This is a genomic window from Rhizobium phaseoli, assembly GCF_003985125.1.
GTDB lineage: Bacteria > Pseudomonadota > Alphaproteobacteria > Rhizobiales > Rhizobiaceae > Rhizobium > Rhizobium phaseoli.
In genome coordinates this window covers 85,027-107,399 of the sequence record NZ_ML133575.1, presented here as the reverse complement: position 1 = coordinate 107,399, position 22,373 = coordinate 85,027, and the positions used below count along the sequence as shown (strand labels likewise).

Genomic DNA, 22,373 nt, shown 5'->3' with positions numbered 1-22,373 from the left:
CGTTAACAACCCGTTTCAGCTCGCCGACTTGCGCGAGCGGCCCTCTTCCGGCGGGATGATATCGACGCCCGCATCGGTGACCGGCGCCTTGGCGTGGCGGCGGCGCCAGTCGCCGAGGAAGAGCAGGATGGGTGCGGCGATGAAGATCGACGAGGCGCCGGCCACGAGAATGCCGAAGACCATCGGAATTGCGAAGCTCGAGACGGCGCTGCCGCCCCAGATTGCCATCGGCACCAGGGCGAGGAAGGCCGTCGCATTGGTGTAGAGGCTTCGCGCCAGGGTCTCGTTGATCGACTTATCGATGATCTCGCGCAGCGGCATCGATTTATAGAGTCGCATATTTTCGCGCATGCGGTCATAGACGACGACCTTGTCGTTCACGGAGTAACCGACCAGCGTCAGGATGGCGGCAATGGCCGTCAGATTGAAGTCGAGGCCGGTGATGGCGAAGAAGCCGATTGCTTTGGTGACGTCGAGCACCAACGTGACGATGGCGCCGACGGCGAACGGCCATTCGAACCGCGCCCAGATATAGATCAGCATGGCAAAGCTCGCGATCACCACCGACAGGATGCCTGCCGAGGCGAGCTCGCCGCTGACCTTCGGGCCGATGACGTCGGTGCCTTCGACGGTGGCGGTCGGATCGATCTTGGCGACTTCGGCCTTCAGCTTGGTCACCGCCGCGGTTTGCGCCTCTTCGCCGCCCTCCTGGCGCTGCGCGCGAACGAGGATACTGTTGTTGCCGCCGAAGGACTGCAGCGTGATTTCACCGAGGCCGAGACTGTCCAGACCCTCGCGGAACTTGGCGAGATCGGCCGTTCCCTGGGTCTTGACGGACATCTGGATGCCGCCGCGGAAGTCGACGCCGTAGTTGAGGCCGGGATGGATGAACAGCACGATGGAGGCGATCGACAGCAGCGCCGAAACAGTGACGCCGAAGAAGCGCGCCTTCATGAACTGGATATGCTTGTCGTAGGGGCTGAACGGGATCAGCGGCCGGATGTGCAGCACCTTCATCTTGCTGCGGCGGGTGATCTCGATCATCGCGACGCGCACGAAGGCGACGGAGGTGAACATCGAGATGATCAGGCCGAGCGCCATGGTCACGGCAAAGCCGCGCACCGGTCCCGAGCCGAACCAGAACAGGATGGCGGCAGCGATCAGTGCGGTCATGTTGCCGTCGATGATGGTCGAATAGGCACGACGGAAGCCGGTGTCGATGGCGGCGAAGGCGCTCCGGCCCTTGCGCGTTTCTTCGCGGATGCGCTCGTTGATGAGAACGTTGGCGTCGACCGCCAGACCGATGCCGAGAACGACACCGGCGATGCCAGGCAGCGTCAGCGTTGCGCCGACCAGCGTCAGCGCCGAGAAGGTCAGGATCGTGTGGATCAGCAGCGCCACGTTCGCCAGGATGCCCCAAGTGCCGTAGAGCACGAAGATGAAGGCTGCGACGAGGACAAAGCCGACGATGCCGGAATAGATGCCCATCTTGATGGCATCGGCGCCAAGGTCGGCGCCGACCGTGCGCTCTTCGATGACCGTCAGCTTGGCGGGCAGGGCGCCGGCGCGCAGCATGGCGGCGAGTGTCGTGGCGCTGTCGGCCGAGAAGTTGCCGGAGATCTGGCCGGAGCCCCCGGTGATCGGTTCGCGGATATTGGGGGCGCTCAGCACCTTGTCGTCGAGGACGATGGCGAAGGGATTGCCGACATTCTGACGGGTGATATCGGCAAAGCGGGTGGCGCCGGCGCTGTCGAAGCGGAAGCTGACGACCGGCTCATGTGTGTTCGGGTCGAAGCTGACGCGGGCATCCGAAAGGCGGTCGCCGGAGATTTCGACGCGGTCGAGAACAGCATAGGACCGGCCTTCTTCGTCCTGCATCATGGTGATACCCGGACCGGGCTGGTTGTTCGGCGCCACCATGTGGAACGACATTTTCGCCGTCGAGCCGAGAAGTTGGCGCAGCCGCGTCGGATCCTGCGCGCCGGGCAGCTGCACGAGCACGCGGTTGGCGCCGATGCGCTGGATGGTCGGCTCGGAGACGCCGACCTGGTCGACGCGCTGGCGGATGACTTCCAGACTCTGCTGGACGGCATTGTCGACATTGGCGGAGATGCCGGCCGGCGAGAAGCCGATGGTGATGGTGGCGCCGTTCGCCGTGACGGCGAGATCCGCCTGGCCGGCGCTGAGGCCGGTGCTGATCGGATTGGCGAGCGTCTTGAGATCGGTGACGGCCGCATCGCTCTGCGCGGCATCGGCGAGCGTTACGACGATCTGGTTCTGGCTGCGCACGACGGCCTTCGGCTGGATGCCCTTTTCGCGCAGCACGCGGCGCGCGTCCTGAAGCAGCGATTGCAGCCGTTCCTTGGTCAGGTCGGCTTCGTCGACTTCGAGGACGAGGTGGGAACCGCCGCGGAGATCGAGGCCGAGCGATACCTGCTCATGCGGCAGCCAAGACGGCAGCCGCTGGAGGGTGGATTGCGGCAGAGCATTCGGCAGAGCGATCAATAGGCCGATTATGATGATCACCGAATAGGTGAACACCAGCCATGGTGAATTGCGCATGTTGTATTCCTTAGATAATCCAAAGCCGGCGCTCGGGCGCTGGCGGCATGTCGTCAATTGTCGGAAGCGCCGCTTGGCGCAATGTCAGGCAGCGGCCGGCGGTGCGCGCGGCTGATGGGCTCTGAAAACTGAAGCACGAAGCGGAGCTTCGAATGCCGGGAGAGGGGAGGCGCTGTTCCAGCCCGCGAAATCGACCGTCGGGGCGGCGGCAAGGGCAGGCGACCCGGCATCGTAGGCGGCCTGTTTCGGCGCAAGCTTGCGCTCGGCGGCAAGCACCCCGCGCACGGCCTCTCGCGCGCTCAGTTGCGGCGGCTGCGGATCGCGGCCGGACGAGGAAAGCGTGTTGACGGCGGTGGTCGGCGCGATGACGAGATTGCCGCCGAAAAGCAAGCCGATATAGGCAAGTACGGCGAAGAGCAGGGAAGCAGCGATACGGCTCGTCAGACGGCGCTGGTCCAGCTCCATCTCCTCCGTCCCGGCGATGTCACTCCCGTATCGGCTCAAAAGCACGCCAATCTTTCATTCTCTTTCCGGCGGAGGGTGGTCCGTCGCGATAATTGTATCAGGCCCATGACTGTCTTCATAGGCACTGTCTTCATAGGCCACACTCTCATGATGCACTTGAGCGAGCCGGTCAACCATACCCAGCGCGATTTCGCGTTCGCCCATGATGACGGTGTCGGCGCCATATTGCTTCAGCGCCTCGACTTCGGCGTCGGAATGGGCGCGGGCGACGATGAGAATGGATGGATTGGCGCTGCGCGCTTGCTCGGCGATGCGGCAGGCCTCGAAGGCGTTCGGGATGGCGATCGCAATGCTGCGCGCCGCCGGCAGATTGGCAAGATTGAGCGTCTCCGTCGCCGCCGCATTGCCCAGGAAGGCTTCGATGCCCTGCGCTTTCAGCTCGCCGACGCGCTTGTCGGAATCCTCGATGACGAGGAAGGGCGTGCCCGCCGATTTCAGGTTCTGCCCGACGATTTTGCCGACCCGCCCGTAACCGACGACAATGGCATGGCCGTGGAGGCCGCTCGGATGCACCTCGTCATCCTCAGACGGCGCCGTTTCCTCGGCGGGCGCAACAGCGGGCTCGGCCGTGCTCTCCTCACGCCTTGTGCCCTCGAGCAACGGGCGCAGGCGGTCGCACAGGAAGAACAGCAGCGGGTTGAGGATGATCGAGATGATGGCGCCGGCCAGGATCAGGTCGCGGCCTTCCTCCGGCAACAGCCCGAGGTCGACGCCAAGGGCGGCGAGGATGAAGGAGAATTCGCCGATCTGGCCGAGGCTCGCCGAAATCGTCAGCGCCGTGGCGAGCGGCTTCTTGAAGGCGAGCACGATCAGCAGGGCGGCGACGGATTTGCCGATGACGATGATGAAGATAGTGGCGAGGATCGGCAGCGGCCTGTCGATCAGGATCTTCGGATCGAACAGCATGCCGACCGAGACGAAGAAGAGCACGGCGAAGGCATCGCGCAGCGGCAGGCTTTCCTGGGCGGCGCGATGGCTGAGCTCGCTTTCGGCCAGCACCATGCCGGCAAAGAAGGCGCCGAGCGCCAGCGACACGCCGAAGAGCTTGGCCGCGCCGAAGGCGACGCCGAGTGCGATGGCGAGCACGCCAAGCCGGAAGAGCTCGCGTGAGCCGGTATGGGCGATGCGATGCATCGTCCAGGGAATGAGCTTGCGGCCGAAGACCAGCATCAGCGCCACGAACAGCGCCACCTTCACCAGTGTCGTGGCGATCATGCCGCCGATGCCGAGATCGAGGTCGAACAGGCGGTTCAGTCCGGCCGAGAGCGGCTCGGCGGGAGCGTGACCTTCGCCGCCGATGCCGGCCGCCGCCGGGATCAGCACCAGGGCCAGCACCATGGCGAGGTCTTCGACGATCAGCCAGCCGACGGCGATGCGGCCGCGCTCCGTCTCGACGAGGCGCCGCTCCTGCAGCGCCTTCAGCAGCACGACGGTGGAGGCGACCGAAAGCGCCAGGCCGAACACCAGGCTGCCGCCGGTCGGCCACCCCATGAGGGCGCCAAGCCCCCAGCCGAGCAGCGTCGCGAAGGCGATCTGCGCGATCGCGCCCGGCAGCGCGATGCCCCGCACCGACATCAGGTCTTTTAGCGAGAAATGCAGTCCGACCCCGAACATCAGCAGGATAACGCCGATTTCGGCAAGCTCCGGGGCCAGGCTCTGATCAGCCACGTAACCCGGCGTATGCGGCCCAACCAGTACGCCGGCGATGAGATAGCCGATGAGCGGCGGCATGCGCAGCCGATGGGCAAGCGCGCCGAAGATGAAAGCCAGCACGAGGCCGCCGACGATTGTCGAGATCAAGGGCGTGTCGTGTGGCATTACCGTCTCCCGATCTGGAAATCCTGCTTATTATGACATATATGGTCTATATCGACCAATATGGGTGACTTGGAATCATGGGTCAAGGCGCAAGGGCGACAATTCTCACGCCCGCTCTCTGCCGCGCCGCGCGCGGCCTGCTCGACTGGACTCAGGCCGACCTGGCCGACAGGGCCGCAGTGTCGCGCAGCACCATCCGCGATTACGAGGGACGCCACCACGACATCCACCGGGCCACGGAGGCGCAATTGCGCCTCGCCTTCGAACAGGGCGGCGTCAGGTTTGTCGAAATCGAAGGCGCGGGCACCGGCCTCTGCCTGCCCGATCGGCCGGGTTAAAACCCGGACTTAGGGCGCCAGGCAGCTGGCCGAGACTTTGTAGATGTAGAGCGTCTTGCTCTTGTAGTAGCCCGCGGCCGGCTGCCAGTTCTTCAGCATCTCGGGCGTCTCGGTCGCGCAGGCGAGGGGGCCGTCCGTGAGGAAAAGCACCTTGCCGGTCGTCTCGGCGGGCAGGGCGAATTCCTGCTCGTAATAGCTCTCCGGAAGGCCTGCCGGCGCCCGCGCATAGATCCGGTAGGAGGCGTCGCGCAGCGTATAGAAAAGATCGGCGACCATGTCGCGGTTGTTGGTGACGATGATGTTGGTGCCGGCCTGATCGGCGAGCGCCGCGGCCTCGCGGCTGACGTCGGCGCGGCCGAGATAGCGCTTCATCAATTCGTCGCCGTTCGGCAGCAGCACCTGCTGCGGAAAGATCGTCGCCAGCGGAAACAGCAGGCTTGCGACGCCGTTGATGGTGAGCGACAACCTGAGGCCTTTCGGCCACAGCCGATAGAGCAGCCAGACAGCGAGGATCGTCCCCGCCACATAGGCGGTCACGGCCCAGTTGGCATAGGCCTTGGCGACCGTCGCCTGCAGGGTGATAAGCGCCACCACCGGCATCGACAGCCAGACCAGCATCTTCTCACGGTCGTCGCTCCGGCCCTTGATCATGCGGTAGACCGCCCAGAGGATCGCGAAGAAGATGATCGGCCCGACGACGCCGAATTGTGCGGCGAAGAATTCAAGCCCGCGGCGGAGATTGATGCCGAGGTCGCTCCAATGGGCGATGTCCTGCGTATGGCGCACCGTCGTATTGTCGTGCCTGAGGTTCCACCAGAGGTTCGGCAGGGCAACGACCGCCGCGACCGCGACGGCGATGACGAAATCCCGGATGGCGATGCGCGCCGCCGGAATGAGAAGGAGCGCGAGTGCGCCGCCCGGAACGACGAACAGCACGGCATATTTCGTCAGGAAGGCGAGGCCGACCCCGAGGCCCATGAGGAGCGCCAGCCCGACCGAGCGCCGCTGGGTCAGGCCGAAATAGGCAAGCAGGGCAATGGCGATGAAGAACAGCAGGATGACGTCGGTCGAGAAGAACACCGAGGAAAGCGCCACCCCTGGCAGGGTGATATAGGTGGCGCCCGTCCAGCCCTCGATCTCCGGCCCGACGAAACGTTTGGCAACCTTCATCAACACCAGTGCTGCCGCCATGTGGATCAGCGGTCCGCAGAGCCTGATCCAGTAGATGGCATTTGAGCCGGAAAACTCGGTCATCGTCCGGATCACCCAGGCGATCATCGGCGGCTTGGAGTAATAGCCGAGATCGAGATTCTGCGACCAGAACCAGTACTGCGCCTCGTCGACGAAAAGGTCCGTCGCATCGAAATAGAGCGTGACGACGCGCCAGAGCGTGAAGCCGAGAACGATGAGAAGACCAGATCTGGGGGACATGAACTTGAGTGTTCCGCTGACATGAAAGGCGCGAGTGCGATTACACCAAAGGCGCCGGACTGCCAACGGGGAAGGGACTTAGAACACCCGAAGCATGCGGATGTCGCGGTTTGCCGCGAGAAAATCGAGCCGGGCGATAGCTGCGAGCACGCCCATTGCGATCAAGCAGGAACCCAATCCGAGAACAATCATTGCTCTGTCCTTGTCGACGTCATGTCTTGGTTGTCGACTGGCCTATAACACGGAGCTTGCGTGTGCCTTGTAGCAGACGTGCAACTGCGCAGCAGTATTTCATGCCAACAGGCCTGAATTGCTTCAAAAGCAGGCACGGTGGAATGGCTTATTAACCTTCAGGCAAGGAATTAACCATAAACATTGGTTTACACGTCGGAATGGGAAGATGCACTCGTTCCCACCAGGCATGACGCCGTCCCGCCGTACCGGTTGATCCGGTATCCATCTCTTCAGACAGCTCCGAAACATAGCTGATCAGGGGGCTCGATCCGCCGGTTGTTGCCGGTGGAGAGGACCGTCTCCACGCTTGGCGTTCAGCGGATGCTGCGAAAGTTTTTAACCAGGCATCCGCCTGGACAGTGGGTCGGGGACAGGCGTTGAGGCAGGACATGCCATCAGATCAGGCTCGTGGAGCGCAGGCAGGCAGCTTGCGCGACCGCCTGCGCTTTGCCGGTCTCGATGCCGACCAGTGCGAACTGGTGCGCCGCAACCGGCCGGCCCTCGAAGCGCATCTGAAGGCCGGGCTGCGTGACCTTTTCCACCGCTTCCAGTCATTCCCCGATGCCTCGCGCAATTTCGAGAGCGAGCGCCAGGTCGAACGCCTGCATGATCTTCAGTCCTCGCATTGGGACGTGCTGACAGATGCCCGCTTCGACAGCCTCTATGCCGAGCGTGTCAAGGTTCTCTCCGATACCGAAAACAAGATGGGTCTCGACCCGCGCTGGCACGTGGCCGGTCACGGCGTCATGCTGGAGCACGTCCTTTCCGGCCTCGCCGGGGAGATCGCCGGCCGGCCGCTGCTGCCGTCGGCCAAGCGCCGCACCCGCGAAATCTCCGAGTTGATGACGGCGATTATCCGCATTGTCATGGTCGATGTGGAAATCGCCGTGTCGCTCCGCTTCAATGCGCTGCGCGCCGCCCAGAACCGCGCGCTTGCCGATCAGCGCGCCGATCATGAGGCCGAGATCGTCAGGATCTTCGGCGATGTCATTGAAGGCCTGTCCGCCCGCGATCTGACGCGGCGCGCTCCTGTCGACGTCGACGGCGCCTATGCCGGGATCGCCGCTGCGCTGAACGGCGCCTTGGATGGTCTCCAGGCCGAATTCGCCGACATCACCGGGCGCACCGTCAAAGCGGAAGCGGCAACGGCGTCGCTTGCGGACCTGTCGCGGCAATTCGCCGGCACGGCGTCCGGCCAGGCCGACCGGCTGCAGCTTTCCGCCGCTACCCTTGCCGGCATTGCCGGCAGCGTGCGTGACGGCGCCGCTGACAGCCGCGCCGCCGAACAGGCGGCCGCCTCGACGCGCGCCGCCGTCGAGGAAAGCGGCGAGGTCGTCGGCCGCGCGATCAGCGCCATGGCCGATATCGAGCAGTCGGCAGAAAAGATCGGGCAGATCATCGGCGCGATCGACGAGATCGCCTTCCAGACCAATCTTCTGGCGCTGAATGCCGGCATCGAGGCGGCGCGTGCCGGTGATTCCGGCCGCGGTTTTGCCGTGGTCGCCCAGGAAGTCCGGGCGCTGGCCCAGCGCTCGGCCGAGGCCGCCCGCGAGATCAAGACGCTGGTGACCACCACCAAGGCGCAGGTCGATGCCGGCGTGCAGATGGTCGGCCGCACGCAGGATTCGATCGGCAGCATCGTGCGCCAGGTCACCGACATCAATGCCGCCATTGCAGGCATCGCCACGAAGACCGGTGAACATGCCGCAAGCCTCGACGGCGTCACCGCCGAGGTGAAGGGCCTGGGCGTCGAAGTGGCCGATAGCGCCGGCTTTGCGCAGCGCTCGGCTGATGGTGCCGACGATCTCCACACGGTCATTGTCGAACTCGGCCGGACGGTTCGCGAATTCCGCATCGCGCGCGAAAATGCCCATGCCGGCCGGTCGGCGCCGGTCCGCGTGACGCCGTCGCGTCCCATCGATGCCGCTGCCCGCGCCGCTGCGGTCGAGGGCGAATATGAAAATGACGATTTTGGCCTTCCCCGGTCGTTCGCAAGCGTCGGAGGTGGGCGGAATGTTTACTAACCTATCGGATTATCGCCTCAGCTCATCTTTTCGGGCCGGGGACAAGGGGACAAGGACAAGCTGATGGTAGCAAAGAAGAGTGGCAAGACGCTGAATTTGACAGCGGTGCTCGACCTCAACGAGGCTTCCGCCTTGCGTGAAAAACTCCTTTCGTTGAGGGGCAGCGGTCTTTCGATCGACGCATCCGGCGTTGAGCGGATCGGTGCTCTTTGCGCACAGGTCCTGATGTCCGCCGAGAAAACCTGGGCGCAGGACAAGCAGCCGTTCACCTTCTCCCAGGTGTCCGACGCATTTCAAAAAACCATGCAGCTGGTTGGCGTCAATATTGACCACCTGCTTGCCAAGGAGATTCGGCAATGAAGAAAAAAGTACTGACCGTGGATGATTCACGCACCATCCGAAACATGCTGCTCGTGACGCTGAACAATGCCGGCTTCGAGACGATCCAGGCGGAAGACGGCGTCGAGGGTCTCGAGGTTCTCGAAGAGTCCAATCCTGATGTCATCGTGACCGACATCAACATGCCGCGCCTCGACGGTTTCGGCTTCATCGAAGGTGTCCGCCGCAACGAGAAATATCGGGCGATCCCGATCCTGGTCCTGACGACCGAGAGCGACGCGGAAAAGAAGAACCGCGCCCGCCAGGCCGGCGCCACCGGCTGGATTGTCAAGCCTTTCGACCCGGCCAAGCTGATCGATGCAATTGAGCGTGTAACCGCTTAAACCCAGGATTTGCTCCTATGGATATGAACGAAATCAAAGAGATCTTTTTCCAGGAGTGCGAGGAACAGCTCGCCGAGCTGGAATCCGGTCTTCTGAAAATGAACGATGGCGATCGCGATCCGGAAACCGTCAATGCGGTGTTCCGTGCCGTGCATTCGATCAAGGGGGGCGCCGGCGCCTTCGGCCTTGATGATCTGGTTGCCTTCGCCCATGTGTTCGAGACCACTCTCGATTGCGTTCGTTCCAACAAGCTCGAGCCGACCCAGGACGTCCTGAAGGTGATGCTGAAGTCGGCCGACGTGCTCGCCGACCTGACCAATGCCGCGCGCGACGGCGGCAGCGTCGATGAGAGCCGCAGCCGCGGCCTCGTCAAGGAGTTGGAAGCGCTGGCCAATGGCGAATTGCCGTCTCCGTCGGCCGCCGCAGAGGCGCCTGCGCCGAAGGCCGCCGCAAAACCCGCGCCGGCTGCTGCCGCGCCCACTCCCAAGCCGACCGACGATAGCGGTTTCCAGCCGATCCCCTTCTCCTTCGACGATTTCGGCGGCGACGAAGCGGGCTCCGACCTGCCGGCTTATGAAGTCACGTTCAAACCGCGCTTCGAGCTCTATTCCAAGGGCAACGACGCCACCCTGCTGCTGCGCGACCTCTCCCGCCTCGGCGAGATGACCATCTATTGCAACATGGACGAGCTGCCCGGCCTCGAGGAGCTCGATCCGGAAGGCGCCTATTTCTTCTGGAACGTCACGATCAAGACGGACAAGGGCGAGGACGCCATCCGCACCGTCTTCGAATTCGCCGAATGGGATTGCGACCTGACGATAAAGCCGGTCGACGAAGCGGCAGGCAACACAGGCGCCAATGAGGAACTGCCGATGGTGCCGGTTCCCTTCGACCTGTCGATCCTGGACGAAACCGGCGCAGCCGAAGACGTTTCCGGCGCTGCCGCCGCCGAGACGGCTGCGGCCGTTGCCGCCGCCGAAACCGCATCCAACGTCACGCAAATGGCCGCAGCCGCCGCCCGCGTCGAAAAGAAGGAATCGGCAGCCGCCGCAGCAGCGGCTGCAGCAAATGCCGCCGCCCAGAACAATGCCGCCGGTGCCGGCCAGACGATCCGCGTCGATCTTGACCGTGTCGATCGCCTCATCAACCTCGTCGGCGAACTGGTCATCAACCAGGCAATGCTGTCGCAGAGCGTCATCGAGAACGACACGACCGGCACCTCCTCGATCAACATGGGCCTCGAAGAGCTGCAGCAGCTCACCCGCGAGATCCAGGACTCGGTGATGGCGATCCGCGCGCAGCCGGTGAAGCCGGTCTTTCAGCGCATGTCACGTATCGTCCGCGAAATCGCCGACATGACCGGCAAGTCGATCCGCCTGATCACCGAAGGTGAGAACACCGAAGTCGACAAGACGGTCATCGACAAGCTGGCCGAGCCGCTGACCCACATGATCCGCAATGCCGTCGACCACGGCATCGAAACGCCGGAAAAGCGCGCAGCCGCCGGCAAGAACACCGAAGGCACCGTCCGCCTCACCGCCAAGCATCGTTCGGGCCGCATCCTGATCGAGCTTGCCGACGACGGCGCCGGCATCAACCGCGAGAAGGTGCGCCAGAAGGCGATCGACAATGACCTCATCCCGGCCGACGCCAACCTGTCGGACGAGGAAATCGACAACCTGATCTTCCTGCCGGGCTTCTCGACCGCCGACAAGATCTCCGACATCTCGGGCCGCGGCGTCGGCATGGACGTCGTCAAGCGTTCGATCCAGGCGCTCGGCGGCCGCATCAACATCACCTCCAAGCCCGGCCACGGCTCGGTCTTCACCATGAGCCTGCCGCTGACGCTCGCCGTCCTCGACGGGATGGTGGTCACCGTCGCCGGCCAGACGCTGGTCGTGCCGCTGACCGCGATCGTCGAAACGCTGCAGCCGGAAGCCTCTGCGATCCATTCCTTCGGCTCCAACCACCGGCTGATTTCGATCCGCAACTCTTTCTGCCCGCTGGTCGACGTCGGCCGCATCCTGAATTTCCGCGCGACCCAGGCCAATCCGGTCGAGGGTGTGGCGCTTCTGGTCGAATCCGAAGGCGGCGGCCAGCGCGCCCTGATGGTCGATGCCATCCAGGGACAGCGTCAGGTGGTCATCAAGAGCCTGGAAGCCAACTACACACACGTGCCGGGCATTGCCGCCGCCACCATCCTAGGCGACGGCCGCGTGGCTCTCATCCTGGATGTCGACGCGGTTGTCGGCGCTTCGCGCGGCCAGTCGCTCAAAGCGGAAATGTCGTTGGCAGCGGTAGGGTAAGGCAATGTCGTATTCCGTAAAAAGTCTGAACGAAGGGGACCGCGAGTTGATCGCGTTCCGCATCGGCGATCAGGAATTTTGCGTGAACATCATGTCGGTTCGCGAAATCCGGGGCTGGACCCCGGCGACCGCGATGCCGCACTCGCCTGCCTATATGCTTGGCGTCATCAACCTGCGCGGCGCGGTGCTGCCGATCATCGATCTCGCCGCCCGCCTCGGCATGAAGCCGGCCGATCCGACCGCTCGTCATGTCATCATCGTCGCCCAGGTCCGTCGCAAGGTCGTCGGCCTCCTGGTCGATGCCGTCTCCGACATTCTGACGGTGACTGACGAGATCATTCAGCCGACGCCGGAAATCTCCTCCGACCTCGAGCGCCAGTTTGCCCGAGGCATTCTTGCCATCGACAAGCGCATGATCTGCCTGATCGAACTTGAAGCCCTCTTTTCCGAGACCGAAAGCGAAGCCGCATGAGTGCAATGGGTGCAAAGGATCAGAGGCTGGGAGCCGACGAGGTGCTGGCGAGCGGAGAATATCCGCTGACCCGCCGCGACCTCACGGAAATCGCCGCCATGATCTACTCGGATGCCGGCATCTTCCTCAACGAGACGAAGGCTTCGCTCGTCTATTCGCGTCTGTCGAAACATATCCGCAATCTCGGCCTTTCCGGCTTCCGGGAATATTGCGAACTCGTCGCGTCCCCGGCGGGTGCCGCACCGCGCCGCGAAATGCTGTCGCATCTGACGACCAATTTCACCCGCTTCTTCCGCGAAAATCATCATTTCGAGCATCTGCGCGATCATGTGCTGCCGGAGCTTCTGCAGCGGGCGAGAGCCGGCGGCAGGGTGCGTATCTGGTCGGCCGCTTCCTCTGACGGGCAGGAACCTTATTCGATCGCGCTCACCGTGCTGTCGCTGATGCCGAATGTCGCCGATTACGACTTCAAGATCCTAGCAACCGACATCGATCCGAAAATCCTGGCGATCGCCCGGGCCGGCGCCTATGACGAGAGCGCGCTCGAAACCGTGTCGCCCGCCATGCGCAAGCAATGGTTCAGCGAAATCGAGGTGCAGGGCCGCAGGAAGTTCCAGGTCGACGACCGGGTCAAGCGGCTGATCACCTACAATGAGCTGAACCTGATGGCGCAGTGGCCCTTCAAGGGCAAGTTCGACGTCATCTTCTGTCGCAACGTCGTCATCTATTTCGACGAGCCGACGCAGATGAAGATCTGGCAGCGTTTCGCCGGCCTGCTGCCGGAGGGCGGCCATCTCTATATCGGTCATTCCGAGCGCGTGTCCGGCGAGGCGAAGCACGTCTTCGACAATATCGGCATCACGACCTATCGCTACACGACCAAGGGTCTCGGGAGGAAGGCATGAGCGCGCCGGCACGGGTTCTCGTCGTTGACGACTCGCCGACGATGCGCGGCCTGATCACGGCCGTTCTGAGTTCGGACCCTGAGGTCAATGTCATCGGCCAGGCCGGTGACGCGCTGGAGGCGCGCGAGGCGATCAAGCGCCTGAACCCCGACGTCGTGACGCTCGACATCGAGATGCCGAATATGAACGGCCTCGATTTTCTCGAAAAGATCATGACGCTGCGTCCGATGCCGGTCATCATGGTGTCGACGATGACCCATCGCGGCGCCGAGGCGACGCTGGCAGCCCTTGAGATCGGCGCATTCGACTGCGTCGGCAAGCCGGGACCGGGCGAACCCAGGCCCTTCGGCGACCTCGCCGAGAAGGTCAAGGCCGCCGCCCGCACCCAGCGCCAGTTTTCCCAGCCGGTGGTGGCCGCCACGCCGCCGCCTTCCGTCGCCGATTTCCGCGTCGGCCGCAAGATCGTCGCGATCGGCTCGTCGACGGGCGGCGTCGAAGCGCTGATTGCCGTCCTCCAGAAATTCCCGGCCAATTGTCCGCCAACTGTGATTACCCAGCACATGCCGCCGACCTTCACCAAGAGCTTTGCCGAACGGTTGAACCGGCTCTGCGCGCCGGTGGTGCAGGAAGCGACCGACGGCGCCCGTCTCGAAATCGGCAAGATCTATCTGGCGCCCGGAGGCGAACGTCATCTCCAGGTCACCGGCGCTTCGGCGCCGTGCTGCCGCCTTGTCGACCGCCCGCCGGTCAATGGTCACCGCCCCTCGGTGGATGTGCTCTTTGATTCGGTTGCGGAACTGGCCGGCCGCAACGCTGTTGGTGTGATCCTGACCGGAATGGGCCGTGATGGCGCCGCCGGATTGCTGAAAATGCGTCACGCCGGGGCCAGAACCCTCGGCCAGAACGAAAAAACCTGTGTCGTTTACGGAATGCCAAGGGTTGCGCACGAACTTGGCGCCGTTGAGCAGCAGCTGCCACTGTCTGCCATCGGTGAGGAAATATTGAAAATGACAGCCGCCCGAAAGGAAGGGACCGAATAATGTCGATCGCGGAGAAAATCAAAGTTCTGATCGTCGATGATCAGGTAACGAGCCGGTTGCTGCTCAGCGACGCGCTGACACAGCTCGGTTTCAAGCAGATCACGTCGGCGGGCGACGGCGAGCAGGGCATGAAGATCATGACCGAGCAGCCGCATCATCTGGTGATCTCGGATTTCAACATGCCGAAGATGGATGGCATCGGTTTCCTTCAGGCCGTGCGCACCAACCCGAACACCAAGAAAGCGGCCTTCATCATCTTGACCGCCCAGGGCGATCGCGCGCTGGTGCAGAAGGCAGCCCAGCTCGGCGCCAACAACGTGCTCGCCAAGCCGTTCACGATCGAGAAGATGAAAGCGGCCATCGAAGCCGTGTTTGGAGCCTTGAAATGATCACTGAGGGGGCAGCCCGCCGCGTGCACATCATTCAAGGCGAGTATAAGGTTCTGAGCGATCCGAATGCGGTGCTCTCGACCATTCTCGGCTCGTGCGTGGCTGCGTGCCTCAGAGACCCTGTCGCCGGCATCGGCGGCATGAACCACTTTCTGCTGCCAGGTTCGGCGACGTCGCCGACATCAGGCGGGGATGCCACGCGCTACGGCGTGCATCTCATGGAATTGCTGATCAACGGTCTCCTGAAGCAGGGCGCCCGGCGCGACCGGTTGGAGGCAAAGATCTTCGGCGGCGCCAAGACGATCTCGACCTTCTCCAACGTCGGTGAGCAGAACGCGGCCTTCGCCATGCAGTTCCTGAGGGATGAAGGCATTCCGGTGGTCGGCTCCTCGACCGGTGGAGAGCATGGGCGCAAACTCGAATATTGGCCGGTCTCCGGCCGTGCCCGGCAATATCCGTTGACCGGCGCCGAAACCCAGAGAACCGTCGCTCTCGAGCAGCGTCCCGCCGCTCCGCAGAAGCCCGTCGAAACCAGTATCGAATTTTTTTGATGGCAAGGATTTTGATATGACATTTAACCCGGTGATGGAGCCGCCCGAGCCTGTCGAAGCGCTGAGCGACATCCTGATGCGCATCGTGTCCGAACTGCACGATGTCGCCTACCTGATCGAGCGCATCGAGCCGCAGCTTCTCGAGCTCGGCGGCGCCGAAGTTCTGAATTCGCCTGACGCCATGAAGGTCATGCAGGGCATCGATCTGGCGGTGCAGAAATCGCGCGGCCTTGCTGAATTCATCGACACGATCACCGGCGAAATCCCGCTCGGCTGGACCGTCGACGTCGCAACTGCGCTCAGCCTCGTCAAGCTGGCGGAAATGCAGAAGGCACTGGGCGGCGCCACCCGCCATGGCCATTCTCAGCCGCTGAGCAAGGCGGCCGGCGACTTCGATTTCTTCTGACGCACGCTATCCTTCGGCTTCGCTTCTCCCGCCTTGGGCCTTGGTTTCACCGGGGTCGCTCTCGCAAAATCGCTGCATGGCAGGCGTCGGCCTATCGGTCCCGCGCGCGCTCCACGAAACGCTCGCACAAGTTTCGCCGATTATTCGTCAGATGAGGCAATAAGCCTGCTTTGTCTTTGACGGATCGTGCGAGAACAGAATGAATCTGTTAAATCAATTAGTTCAGATATTTAAGAACTTTGGCGCCCTGGGCCGGACGCGCCTGATGATTCTGGGAGGCGTCGGCGCCCTTTCCATAGCAATCATCCTTGCGGCCGCTCTTTTCGTCAACAAACCGGCACAGGAAACGCTTTACGTCGGCCTCGACGCTCCCGATCTCAACCAGATCAGCATGGCGCTTGCCGAAGCCAACATCAATTTTCAGGTCGGCACGGACGGCGCCAGCATCTCCGTACCGGCGGGCATGACGGGCAAGGCCCGCCTGATGCTTGCCGAGCGCGGCCTGCCGAACAGCGCCAATGCCGGTTACGAACTCTTCGACAATGTCGGCTCGCTCGGCCTGACCTCCTTCATGCAGGAAGTAACGCGGGTTCGGGCGCTGGAAGGCGAAATCGCCCGCACCATTCAGTCGATCTCGGGCATAACAGCCGCGCGCGTGCATATTGTCATGCCGGAGGTCGGGAACTTCCGGAAGGCGGAGCAGAAACCGACGGCCTCCGTCATGATTCGTGCGAGTGCGGCCACCGGGCGCAGCGCCGCGACCTCGATCCGCCACCTTGTCGCCTCGGCCGTGCCGGGGCTCGACGTCGATGACGTGACCATTCTCGATTCCGCCGGTCAGCTGCTCGCGTCCGGCGACGAGGCGAGCAACAGCTCGCTCAACCGCTCGCTCAACATCGTCCAGAATGTTCAGCAGGAAGTCGAATCCAACATCGACAAGGCGCTGGCGCCGTTCCTCGGCATGGACAACTTCCGCTCCAGCGTCACCGCCGACCTCAACACCGACGCCCAGCAGATCCAGGAAACGACCTACGACCCCGAATCCAAGGTCGAACGCTCGGTACGCTCGACCAAGGAAGCCCAGCAGTCGCAGCAGAAGCAGTCCGACAACGCGACGACCGTCGAACAGAACATTCCGCAGGCAGCTCCTGACGCCGGCGGCGCCAGTGGCCCGGAATCGCAGGACAAGTCCGACAAGCGCGAAGAGCAGACCAACTACGAAATCAACAGCAGGACGACGGCCACGACCCGCAACAGCTACAAGGTCGAAAAGCTGTCGATCGCCGTGGTGGTCAACAAGGGCCGTATCGCCAAGATGGTCGGCGAGCCGGCCGATCAGGCCAAGATCGACGCCTATCTCGCTGAAATGCAGAAGATCGTCGCTTCGGCGGCCGGCATCGATGCCAAGCGCGGCGACGTCGTCACCGTCACCGCCATGGACTTCCTCGAAAATCAGTTGCTCGAAGACGCTACCGGCGGTGTCCGCGTCATGGACATGCTGAGCCGCAATCTTGCCGGCATCATCAACTCGCTCGCCTTCGTCGCCGTCGCCTTCGTGGTGGTCTGGATGGGCCTGCGCCCGCTGGTCCGCAGCGTCAGCGGCAATGGTGCAAGCGCGGTCCTCGGCGACGCCACGCCGGAAGCGGCCGGGCTCGAGCTGCCGGACTTCGCGCCGGCGGTAGGCGCGCCCGGAGGCGCTCTCATGGACGGCTTCGGATCCGACTTCGGCTTCGACAGCACCGAGGACCTGCTCAGCCTTGGCGACGACGACGGCAACTTCAACCGCCGCGTCAAGGAGGGCCCGGAACGCAAGCTCGCCCGCATGGTCGAGATCAACGAGGAGCGCGCCGCGAAAATCCTCAGGAAATGGGCGATCGACGACGCAGCATAAGAAAAGGCCGGGAAACCGGCCTTTTTCACGTCCATACCGGATCTTTCCGGTATGGGGTCTTGCCGGGCCCCACAAAGGTCAGTAAGGCCCGCGGCTGGTGGATAAAGCTGCCGAAGCTCACTCGCGTAAAACGCGAATCAAGTTGCGGTACAGCCAGAATCACCGTAGCCTCCACTATGTCTTGAGAGGCATGATCGGCATTCGAATCAGGGCATGGACGGCGGAGAAAGTAAATCCCTAGAAGTCGGAGATGGTACTTTACATCGGCTGGCTTACCCTTGGGTGATTCGAAATGGGATTCCAGCGGGACATGAATTGAATCCTTTACAGAAAAATTGCCGTTGCACCGAGTGTGATCGTTTCTCAGCCGCAGGACGTTGCCAATGGATATGACCATATTTCAGGCGAGCAAAGGCGAGAAGCAGATGATGAATTTCGCAAGCGCAGTGGCGCCGGCTCTGTTGCCGCGCGATGAATTGATTCAGCGGCTGCACAGCGTCGCCAGCACTGGCAGGTTGCAGTCCGGTCTGCGCGCCCTGACGGAATATGTCGGCGCTTCGCACTATCTGCTGGCGCGCTGTGATCTCATCCAGGAAAGCGGCCTCGATTTCGTCGTCTCCTCGGATTGGCCCTTCGACCTGGTCAAGGACATCGCCAACGATCTCGTCGGCGGCTATGCCCGCTCCACCGAGCTGGAAAAATGCATGCAGGTCTTCCAGCCGAATTTTGCGCTGCTGCCCGAGAGCGCCGCCGTGCCGGAGGGCGCCAGCCGCCAATATTGTTCTTTGACTTTCAATGTCGGCCGCTCGCGGCTGGCCTTGATGTTCCTGTTCGGCGAAGGGTTTATCCTGTCGCCGGAGCGGCTGCGGGATGTCGGTCTGCTTGCCGGCTATGTCGCGAGCTTCCTTCGCTGCGGCGGCGCCAGGGTCGACCGTGATTTCGAGCTGACCGACCGCGAGCTGGAATGCCTGTTCTGGATCGCCGAAGGCAAGACCAGCGACGAGATCGCGATGATCCTCGGAATCTCCCGCAACACCATCAACAACTACATCACCAGCGTGATGCGCAAGACGGCGACCAAGACCCGGTCGGAGGCCATTGCCTTCGCGGTCCGTAACAATCTCGTATAGGGGGATCCATGGGGCATCCATCAAGCAGGGTGATGAACGGCGCCGATCCGCTCCGCATGGTGCGGGTGAACAGGATCTCCAGCCGGTCCGACCTTTTTCCGCGGCTGATCGCGATGCAGAAACTCGCCGATGCCCAGGGCTTCGCGATCTACCGCGTCAGCGGCTCCGGCCTGCCGGCGAAGCAGCGCCTCGTCTGCGAGCTCGAGAACTGGGGATCTTCCAATGCCGGTTTCGGCAAGGCCTTCACGGATGCCTATGGCGATATCCTTCTCGACCATATCGAAAAGTCGCTGCTGCCGCTTTCATGGGCCGGTGCCCATGACCGGGCGGCCCCCGGACCGGCCGACTTCGCGCCGTTCATGACGCGCCTGAGGGATGGCATCCTGCCTTTTTCCGGCCTTGCCTTTCCGGTGCGACTCGGCGCCGTCGGCAATGGCTTCATTCTGTTTACCGGCGATGACATCGACCCTTCAAGCGACATGATCGTCGAACTGCATGGTCGCTGCTGCCATATCATGATGGATCTGCTCTCGCTCGACGAGCGCCGCACGGCCGCCGCCGAAGCACTGAGCGAACGTGAGATCGCCTGTCTGCAGCTTGCCGGCGACGGGCGCATCAGCGAAGAGATCGCCGAAAAGCTCGGCCTGTCCGTGCACACGGTCAACGCCTATCTCGGCTCGGCGACGATCAAGCTCGATTCCGTCAACCGCATCCAGGCGATCGCCAAGGCGATCCGGCTCGGCTACATCAGTTGAGGCAGCGCCTGCCGGCGTTCACGCAAGACGGCGCCAAAGCTTGATTGATCAAGACCGCTCAGCTGGCGAGCGCCCGCGGCGGTTTCAGGCTGTAACGGGCTTGCCGAAGGCTCCTTTCCAGGAAGACGGTATTCTCGTCGGGGTCGGGAGAGGGATCCTGGAAGGCGATGTGGTTGATTTCGATGCCGGCATGATCCTCGGCAAGAGTGAGCTGGGCATAGACGGTGACGCCGCGCGGCTTGATTTCCAGGTCGAGAACGACCTCCGGCTTGCCGCCCCATTCCAACGTATAGTTTCCGCCCAGGCCGAAATTGACCGTGCCCGGATGAAAGAAAAGCTCCGCGGCCGAAGCAACGAGATCGGCCAGATTGCCGTAATACTCGAAGCGCAGCAGTGAAATAAGGTCAGAAGCATCCAGAAGGCGCAGTTCGGTGGCGACCGGGCTGATCGCGTCTGCGAGGATCTTTTCACGCTGGGCAGAGTGAGGGCATTTTTTCATTCGGCTTATCTTACCCGTTTGTTCTTGGCGTCTGCGGCGTAAACCCTGTGGATGAGCTCCGCAACGGCCTTATAGAAGACTGACGGTATGACACTATCGACCGAGACTTGCGCAAACATGGAGCGCGCAAGCGGCGGATCTTCGAACACCGGGATGCCGTTCTGCTCGGCGATCTCCCTGATTTTCAGCGCAATGAGGTCCTGGCCCTTTGCCAGCACCACCGGGGCGTCGTTCTCCTCACGCGCGTAACGCAGCGCCACGGCGTAGTGCGTCGGGTTGGCGATGACGAGTGTTGCCCGGTGCACGTTGGCGATCATGCGCCGGCGCGCGCGGTCGCGCATCAGCGAGCGCTGCCGGCTTTTGACGAAGGGATCGCCCTGCGCCTGCTTGTTTTCTTCCTTCACTTCGTGACGCGTCATCTTGAGTTCGGTGAACCAATGATGGCGCGTCCAGAAAAAATCGGCGATGGCGACGATTGCGGTGGCGATCAGCATGACGATGATGATCTTGCGCATCGCCGTCATCATCCTGACGAGGATCGTCTGCGGATCGGAAAACATCGCGTCGATCGAGCCGAAATATTCGCTCCTGAGCACGAAGAACAGGATCACCCCGACGACGACGACCTTGAACAGCGACTTTCCGAACTCGATAAGGCCGGGCAGGCTGAAGAGCCGTGACCAGCCCTTCATCGGCGAGATGCGCGAAGCCTGCGGCCGGATGCGCTCCAGCACCGGCGTCGGCAAGTTCTGGAAGATCGAGGAGGCGATGCCGAAAACCATGAGCAGGATGAAGGCAGGCGCCAGCAGCGCAGCGCTTGCCCAGCCCAGGCGGACGAAGAGCGCCAGTATGTCCGGTCCGGTCTCGATCTTCCATTGGTCGGGCTGCTCGAAAATGTCGCGCAGCGTTTCGCTCATGCGCCCGACGTTTTCGGGAAGGAAGAACACCAGATAGATGAAAGTAGCAAGGATGGTCGCGAAGATCGACAGCTCGCGCGAAAACGGCACATTGCCCTTTTCCGCGGCGTCGGTTTGCTTTTTCGCGGTCGGGGCTTCTGTTTTGCTGTCCTTGTCATCGTCTGCCAAGTCGCGGCCCTCCGTCAAAGAAACAGGCCGCAGCGAATGCATGCCACCCAAGGGCAGCGGTTTTGGGATGACGACATGCACCCAAACAAAGAGCTGTAGCGCGTCGCGAAAACCGGGTTTTCTGCGACACGCTATAGAGCGCGGCCTATCGATGAAGGGTAATCGTCTGTTGCAGGGCGATCAACAGCCGCCTTTCGGGCGGCCGGATTTGTCAACAGTATCGGAAGATTAGGCCGCTGCCGAAGCGTCGCCTTCCTTCTCCTTGAGCTCGATCTGGCCTGAGTTGGCCAGGCGAATCGCTTCCTGCGCCACGGCGCGCCGGGCAATGGCGACCTCGCGCGGATTGACGCCGCCCATGCCGCTCTGCAGATCCGATTCGATCATGCGGCGCTGGCGCGGGCTGATGGCGGAGAGAACCGATTCGCGGATCTCGGCCGGCGAGCCGCGCAGCGCGACGGTGAGCACATCGGTCGAAATGTCGTTGAGCAGCAGGACGCGGCTGCGCTGCGGCATGTACATGAGGTCCTCGAAGAGGAAGATCTTCGGGCGAACCTTGTTGACCGATTCGCGGCTGATCGATTCGAGCGAGGTGAGCAGCGTGTCGACCTGCGGCTTGTCGAGCTCGTTCATGAGATCGGCGACCTTCGTCGAGCCGGCTGCGTTGCGTTCTGCCTCGACCTCGGCAAGCAGCGTCATCACCTGGTTCTCGATGATCTGCGCCGCCTTCGGGCTGACGGTCTTCATGTTCACCGTGCGGTTCATGATGTCGGCGCGACGGTTGTCGGGAAGCTGCAGCAGCACCTTGGCGCCGAAGGAGGAGGGCATCATCGAAAGGATATAGGCGACGGTCTGCGGATGTTCACGCAGCAGGAACTGCGCAACGAATGCCGGCTCCGCCTCGCTGAGGCGATCCCAGATCGAGGTCTCGTAGGCCTGGAAGGCCGTGCGTCGGCCGAGCAGGCTGTCGACCTCGTCGGGAGTCAGGCCTTCTTCCAGAATAGCCTCGATGGCCTTGGCATTGTCCATCAGTCCGGCGCCCTCGGTGAAGAGGTCCTCGAACTCGGAGACGAGCGACAGCAGTTCGTCCGGCGGAATGGCGCGCAGCGACTGGGCAGACGCGATAATGGTCTGCAGCTCGGCCTGGGTAAAATATTTCAACAGCCGGCCGGCGACACCCTTTCCCATGGCGAGAAGGACCGCCGCCGCCTTTTCAGCCTGGGTCAACGGTTTCCCGGCTAGCGCGCCGCCGAAATCGTCAAAGTCCATCATGGTCTAACCTCTCCGTCCCCA

21 protein-coding genes are annotated in these 22,373 nt (G+C 62.7%); 14 read left to right on the top strand and 7 right to left on the bottom strand.

Annotated elements, in window-relative coordinates; all coding sequences use genetic code 11:
• Positions 1–15: 15 nt before the first annotated feature.
• The 3 genes from secD to ybaL all read right to left on the bottom strand — a co-directional run bounded on the left by secD (position 16) and on the right by ybaL (position 4,905).
• The gene (gene secD / locus EFD56_RS19300) at positions 16–2,562 is read right to left on the bottom strand and encodes a protein translocase subunit SecD (protein WP_064821338.1); all 2,547 of its coding nucleotides are present in this window, start codon (positions 2,560–2,562) and stop codon (positions 16–18) included.
• Positions 2,563–2,646: 84 nt separating this feature from the next.
• Entirely contained in the window at positions 2,647–3,027 is a 381-nt protein-coding gene (locus EFD56_RS19295; RefSeq protein WP_012482658.1) for a hypothetical protein, read from the bottom strand.
• Positions 3,028–3,081: 54 nt separating this feature from the next.
• Entirely contained in the window at positions 3,082–4,905 is a 1,824-nt protein-coding gene (gene ybaL / locus EFD56_RS19290; RefSeq protein ID WP_126905985.1) for a YbaL family putative K(+) efflux transporter, read from the bottom strand.
• A 77-nt stretch (positions 4,906–4,982) separates the two neighbouring features.
• Between ybaL and EFD56_RS19285 the strand changes: the two genes are divergently transcribed.
• Positions 4,983–5,243 carry a helix-turn-helix transcriptional regulator gene (locus EFD56_RS19285; RefSeq protein ID WP_004674688.1) on the top strand — a complete coding sequence of 87 codons (261 nt, stop codon included), beginning with the start codon at positions 4,983–4,985 and terminating at the stop codon, positions 5,241–5,243.
• 9 nt (positions 5,244–5,252) lie between these two features.
• On the opposite strand, the gene EFD56_RS19280 is transcribed toward EFD56_RS19285, so the two are convergent.
• The gene (locus EFD56_RS19280; protein ID WP_126905984.1) at positions 5,253–6,674 is read right to left on the bottom strand and encodes an ArnT family glycosyltransferase; all 1,422 of its coding nucleotides are present in this window, start codon (positions 6,672–6,674) and stop codon (positions 5,253–5,255) included.
• Between the two features lie 623 nt (positions 6,675–7,297).
• Between EFD56_RS19280 and EFD56_RS19275 the strand changes: the two genes are divergently transcribed.
• The 13 genes from EFD56_RS19275 (at position 7,298) to visR (ending at position 19,499) form a co-directional block, all read left to right on the top strand.
• Complete coding sequence (locus EFD56_RS19275; protein ID WP_126905983.1) at positions 7,298–8,932, top strand: globin-coupled sensor protein; 1,635 nt, start codon at positions 7,298–7,300, stop codon at positions 8,930–8,932.
• A gap of 63 nt (positions 8,933–8,995) precedes the next feature.
• Positions 8,996–9,292: an STAS domain-containing protein gene (locus EFD56_RS19270; RefSeq protein WP_126905982.1), complete on the top strand. Its 297-nt coding sequence runs from the start codon at positions 8,996–8,998 to the stop codon at positions 9,290–9,292.
• Positions 9,289–9,654 (top strand): chemotaxis response regulator CheY1, encoded by a 366-nt coding sequence (cheY1, locus tag EFD56_RS19265; protein WP_003570362.1) that lies wholly within the window; start codon positions 9,289–9,291, stop codon positions 9,652–9,654. Before EFD56_RS19270 ends, cheY1 begins: the two co-directional genes overlap by 4 nt.
• A gap of 17 nt (positions 9,655–9,671) precedes the next feature.
• Positions 9,672–11,960: a chemotaxis protein CheA gene (locus EFD56_RS19260; protein WP_126905981.1), complete on the top strand. Its 2,289-nt coding sequence runs from the start codon at positions 9,672–9,674 to the stop codon at positions 11,958–11,960.
• A 4-nt stretch (positions 11,961–11,964) separates the two neighbouring features.
• Positions 11,965–12,432: a chemotaxis protein CheW gene (locus EFD56_RS19255; protein WP_012482665.1), complete on the top strand. Its 468-nt coding sequence runs from the start codon at positions 11,965–11,967 to the stop codon at positions 12,430–12,432.
• Positions 12,429–13,337, top strand: coding sequence for a protein-glutamate O-methyltransferase CheR (gene cheR, locus EFD56_RS19250; protein ID WP_037114465.1), 909 nt, complete (start codon positions 12,429–12,431; stop codon positions 13,335–13,337). Before EFD56_RS19255 ends, cheR begins: the two co-directional genes overlap by 4 nt.
• Positions 13,334–14,377: a protein-glutamate O-methylesterase CheB gene (gene cheB / locus EFD56_RS19245; RefSeq protein WP_004672257.1), complete on the top strand. Its 1,044-nt coding sequence runs from the start codon at positions 13,334–13,336 to the stop codon at positions 14,375–14,377. The genes cheR and cheB overlap by 4 nt, the downstream gene beginning before the upstream one ends.
• Complete coding sequence (locus EFD56_RS19240) at positions 14,377–14,766, top strand: response regulator (protein ID WP_004672258.1); 390 nt, start codon at positions 14,377–14,379, stop codon at positions 14,764–14,766. The genes cheB and EFD56_RS19240 overlap by 1 nt, the downstream gene beginning before the upstream one ends.
• Positions 14,763–15,317, top strand: coding sequence for a chemoreceptor glutamine deamidase CheD (gene cheD / locus EFD56_RS19235; RefSeq protein WP_012482667.1), 555 nt, complete (start codon positions 14,763–14,765; stop codon positions 15,315–15,317). The genes EFD56_RS19240 and cheD overlap by 4 nt, the downstream gene beginning before the upstream one ends.
• A gap of 16 nt (positions 15,318–15,333) precedes the next feature.
• On the top strand, positions 15,334–15,723 hold the full coding sequence (cheT, locus tag EFD56_RS19230; RefSeq protein ID WP_012482668.1) for a chemotaxis protein CheT: 390 nt from the start codon (positions 15,334–15,336) through the stop codon (positions 15,721–15,723).
• Positions 15,724–15,922: 199 nt separating this feature from the next.
• On the top strand, positions 15,923–17,614 hold the full coding sequence (gene fliF, locus EFD56_RS19225) for a flagellar basal-body MS-ring/collar protein FliF (protein ID WP_012482669.1): 1,692 nt from the start codon (positions 15,923–15,925) through the stop codon (positions 17,612–17,614).
• A gap of 383 nt (positions 17,615–17,997) precedes the next feature.
• Complete coding sequence (gene visN / locus EFD56_RS19220; RefSeq protein ID WP_097541242.1) at positions 17,998–18,744, top strand: transcriptional regulator VisN; 747 nt, start codon at positions 17,998–18,000, stop codon at positions 18,742–18,744.
• Between the two features lie 8 nt (positions 18,745–18,752).
• Positions 18,753–19,499, top strand: a complete 747-nt coding sequence (gene visR / locus EFD56_RS19215) for a transcriptional regulator VisR (RefSeq protein WP_012482671.1) — start codon at positions 18,753–18,755, stop codon at positions 19,497–19,499.
• 58 nt (positions 19,500–19,557) lie between these two features.
• On the opposite strand, the gene EFD56_RS19210 is transcribed toward visR, so the two are convergent.
• The 3 genes from EFD56_RS19210 to fliG all read right to left on the bottom strand — a co-directional run bounded on the left by EFD56_RS19210 (position 19,558) and on the right by fliG (position 22,352).
• Positions 19,558–19,998, bottom strand: coding sequence for a hypothetical protein (locus EFD56_RS19210; RefSeq protein ID WP_004672272.1), 441 nt, complete (start codon positions 19,996–19,998; stop codon positions 19,558–19,560).
• Positions 19,999–20,003: 5 nt separating this feature from the next.
• A complete protein-coding gene (flhB, locus tag EFD56_RS19205) occupies positions 20,004–21,083 on the bottom strand; it encodes a flagellar biosynthesis protein FlhB (protein ID WP_029531633.1) in 1,080 nt (359 codons plus the stop codon).
• A 228-nt stretch (positions 21,084–21,311) separates the two neighbouring features.
• On the bottom strand, positions 21,312–22,352 hold the full coding sequence (gene fliG / locus EFD56_RS19200; protein ID WP_004672278.1) for a flagellar motor switch protein FliG: 1,041 nt from the start codon (positions 22,350–22,352) through the stop codon (positions 21,312–21,314).
• Between the last annotated feature and the right edge of the window lie 21 nt (positions 22,353–22,373).

What these genes read in the sequence shown, in the direction of transcription:
- secD (WP_064821338.1), bottom strand. Translation starts at nt 2,562, where the DNA reads ATGCGCAATTCACCATGGCTGGTGTTCACCTATTCGGTGATCATCATA.
- EFD56_RS19295 (WP_012482658.1), bottom strand. Translation starts at nt 3,027, where the DNA reads ATGGAGCTGGACCAGCGCCGTCTGACGAGCCGTATCGCTGCTTCCCTG.
- ybaL (WP_126905985.1), bottom strand. Translation starts at nt 4,905, where the DNA reads ATGCCACACGACACGCCCTTGATCTCGACAATCGTCGGCGGCCTCGTG.
- EFD56_RS19285 (WP_004674688.1), top strand. Translation starts at nt 4,983, where the DNA reads ATGGGTCAAGGCGCAAGGGCGACAATTCTCACGCCCGCTCTCTGCCGC.
- EFD56_RS19280 (WP_126905984.1), bottom strand. Translation starts at nt 6,674, where the DNA reads ATGTCCCCCAGATCTGGTCTTCTCATCGTTCTCGGCTTCACGCTCTGG.
- EFD56_RS19275 (WP_126905983.1), top strand. Translation starts at nt 7,298, where the DNA reads ATGCCATCAGATCAGGCTCGTGGAGCGCAGGCAGGCAGCTTGCGCGAC.
- EFD56_RS19270 (WP_126905982.1), top strand. Translation starts at nt 8,996, where the DNA reads ATGGTAGCAAAGAAGAGTGGCAAGACGCTGAATTTGACAGCGGTGCTC.
- cheY1 (WP_003570362.1), top strand. Translation starts at nt 9,289, where the DNA reads ATGAAGAAAAAAGTACTGACCGTGGATGATTCACGCACCATCCGAAAC.
- EFD56_RS19260 (WP_126905981.1), top strand. Translation starts at nt 9,672, where the DNA reads ATGGATATGAACGAAATCAAAGAGATCTTTTTCCAGGAGTGCGAGGAA.
- EFD56_RS19255 (WP_012482665.1), top strand. Translation starts at nt 11,965, where the DNA reads ATGTCGTATTCCGTAAAAAGTCTGAACGAAGGGGACCGCGAGTTGATC.
- cheR (WP_037114465.1), top strand. Translation starts at nt 12,429, where the DNA reads ATGAGTGCAATGGGTGCAAAGGATCAGAGGCTGGGAGCCGACGAGGTG.
- cheB (WP_004672257.1), top strand. Translation starts at nt 13,334, where the DNA reads ATGAGCGCGCCGGCACGGGTTCTCGTCGTTGACGACTCGCCGACGATG.
- EFD56_RS19240 (WP_004672258.1), top strand. Translation starts at nt 14,377, where the DNA reads ATGTCGATCGCGGAGAAAATCAAAGTTCTGATCGTCGATGATCAGGTA.
- cheD (WP_012482667.1), top strand. Translation starts at nt 14,763, where the DNA reads ATGATCACTGAGGGGGCAGCCCGCCGCGTGCACATCATTCAAGGCGAG.
- cheT (WP_012482668.1), top strand. Translation starts at nt 15,334, where the DNA reads ATGACATTTAACCCGGTGATGGAGCCGCCCGAGCCTGTCGAAGCGCTG.
- fliF (WP_012482669.1), top strand. Translation starts at nt 15,923, where the DNA reads ATGAATCTGTTAAATCAATTAGTTCAGATATTTAAGAACTTTGGCGCC.
- visN (WP_097541242.1), top strand. Translation starts at nt 17,998, where the DNA reads ATGGATATGACCATATTTCAGGCGAGCAAAGGCGAGAAGCAGATGATG.
- visR (WP_012482671.1), top strand. Translation starts at nt 18,753, where the DNA reads ATGGGGCATCCATCAAGCAGGGTGATGAACGGCGCCGATCCGCTCCGC.
- EFD56_RS19210 (WP_004672272.1), bottom strand. Translation starts at nt 19,998, where the DNA reads ATGAAAAAATGCCCTCACTCTGCCCAGCGTGAAAAGATCCTCGCAGAC.
- fliG (WP_004672278.1), bottom strand. Translation starts at nt 22,352, where the DNA reads ATGATGGACTTTGACGATTTCGGCGGCGCGCTAGCCGGGAAACCGTTG.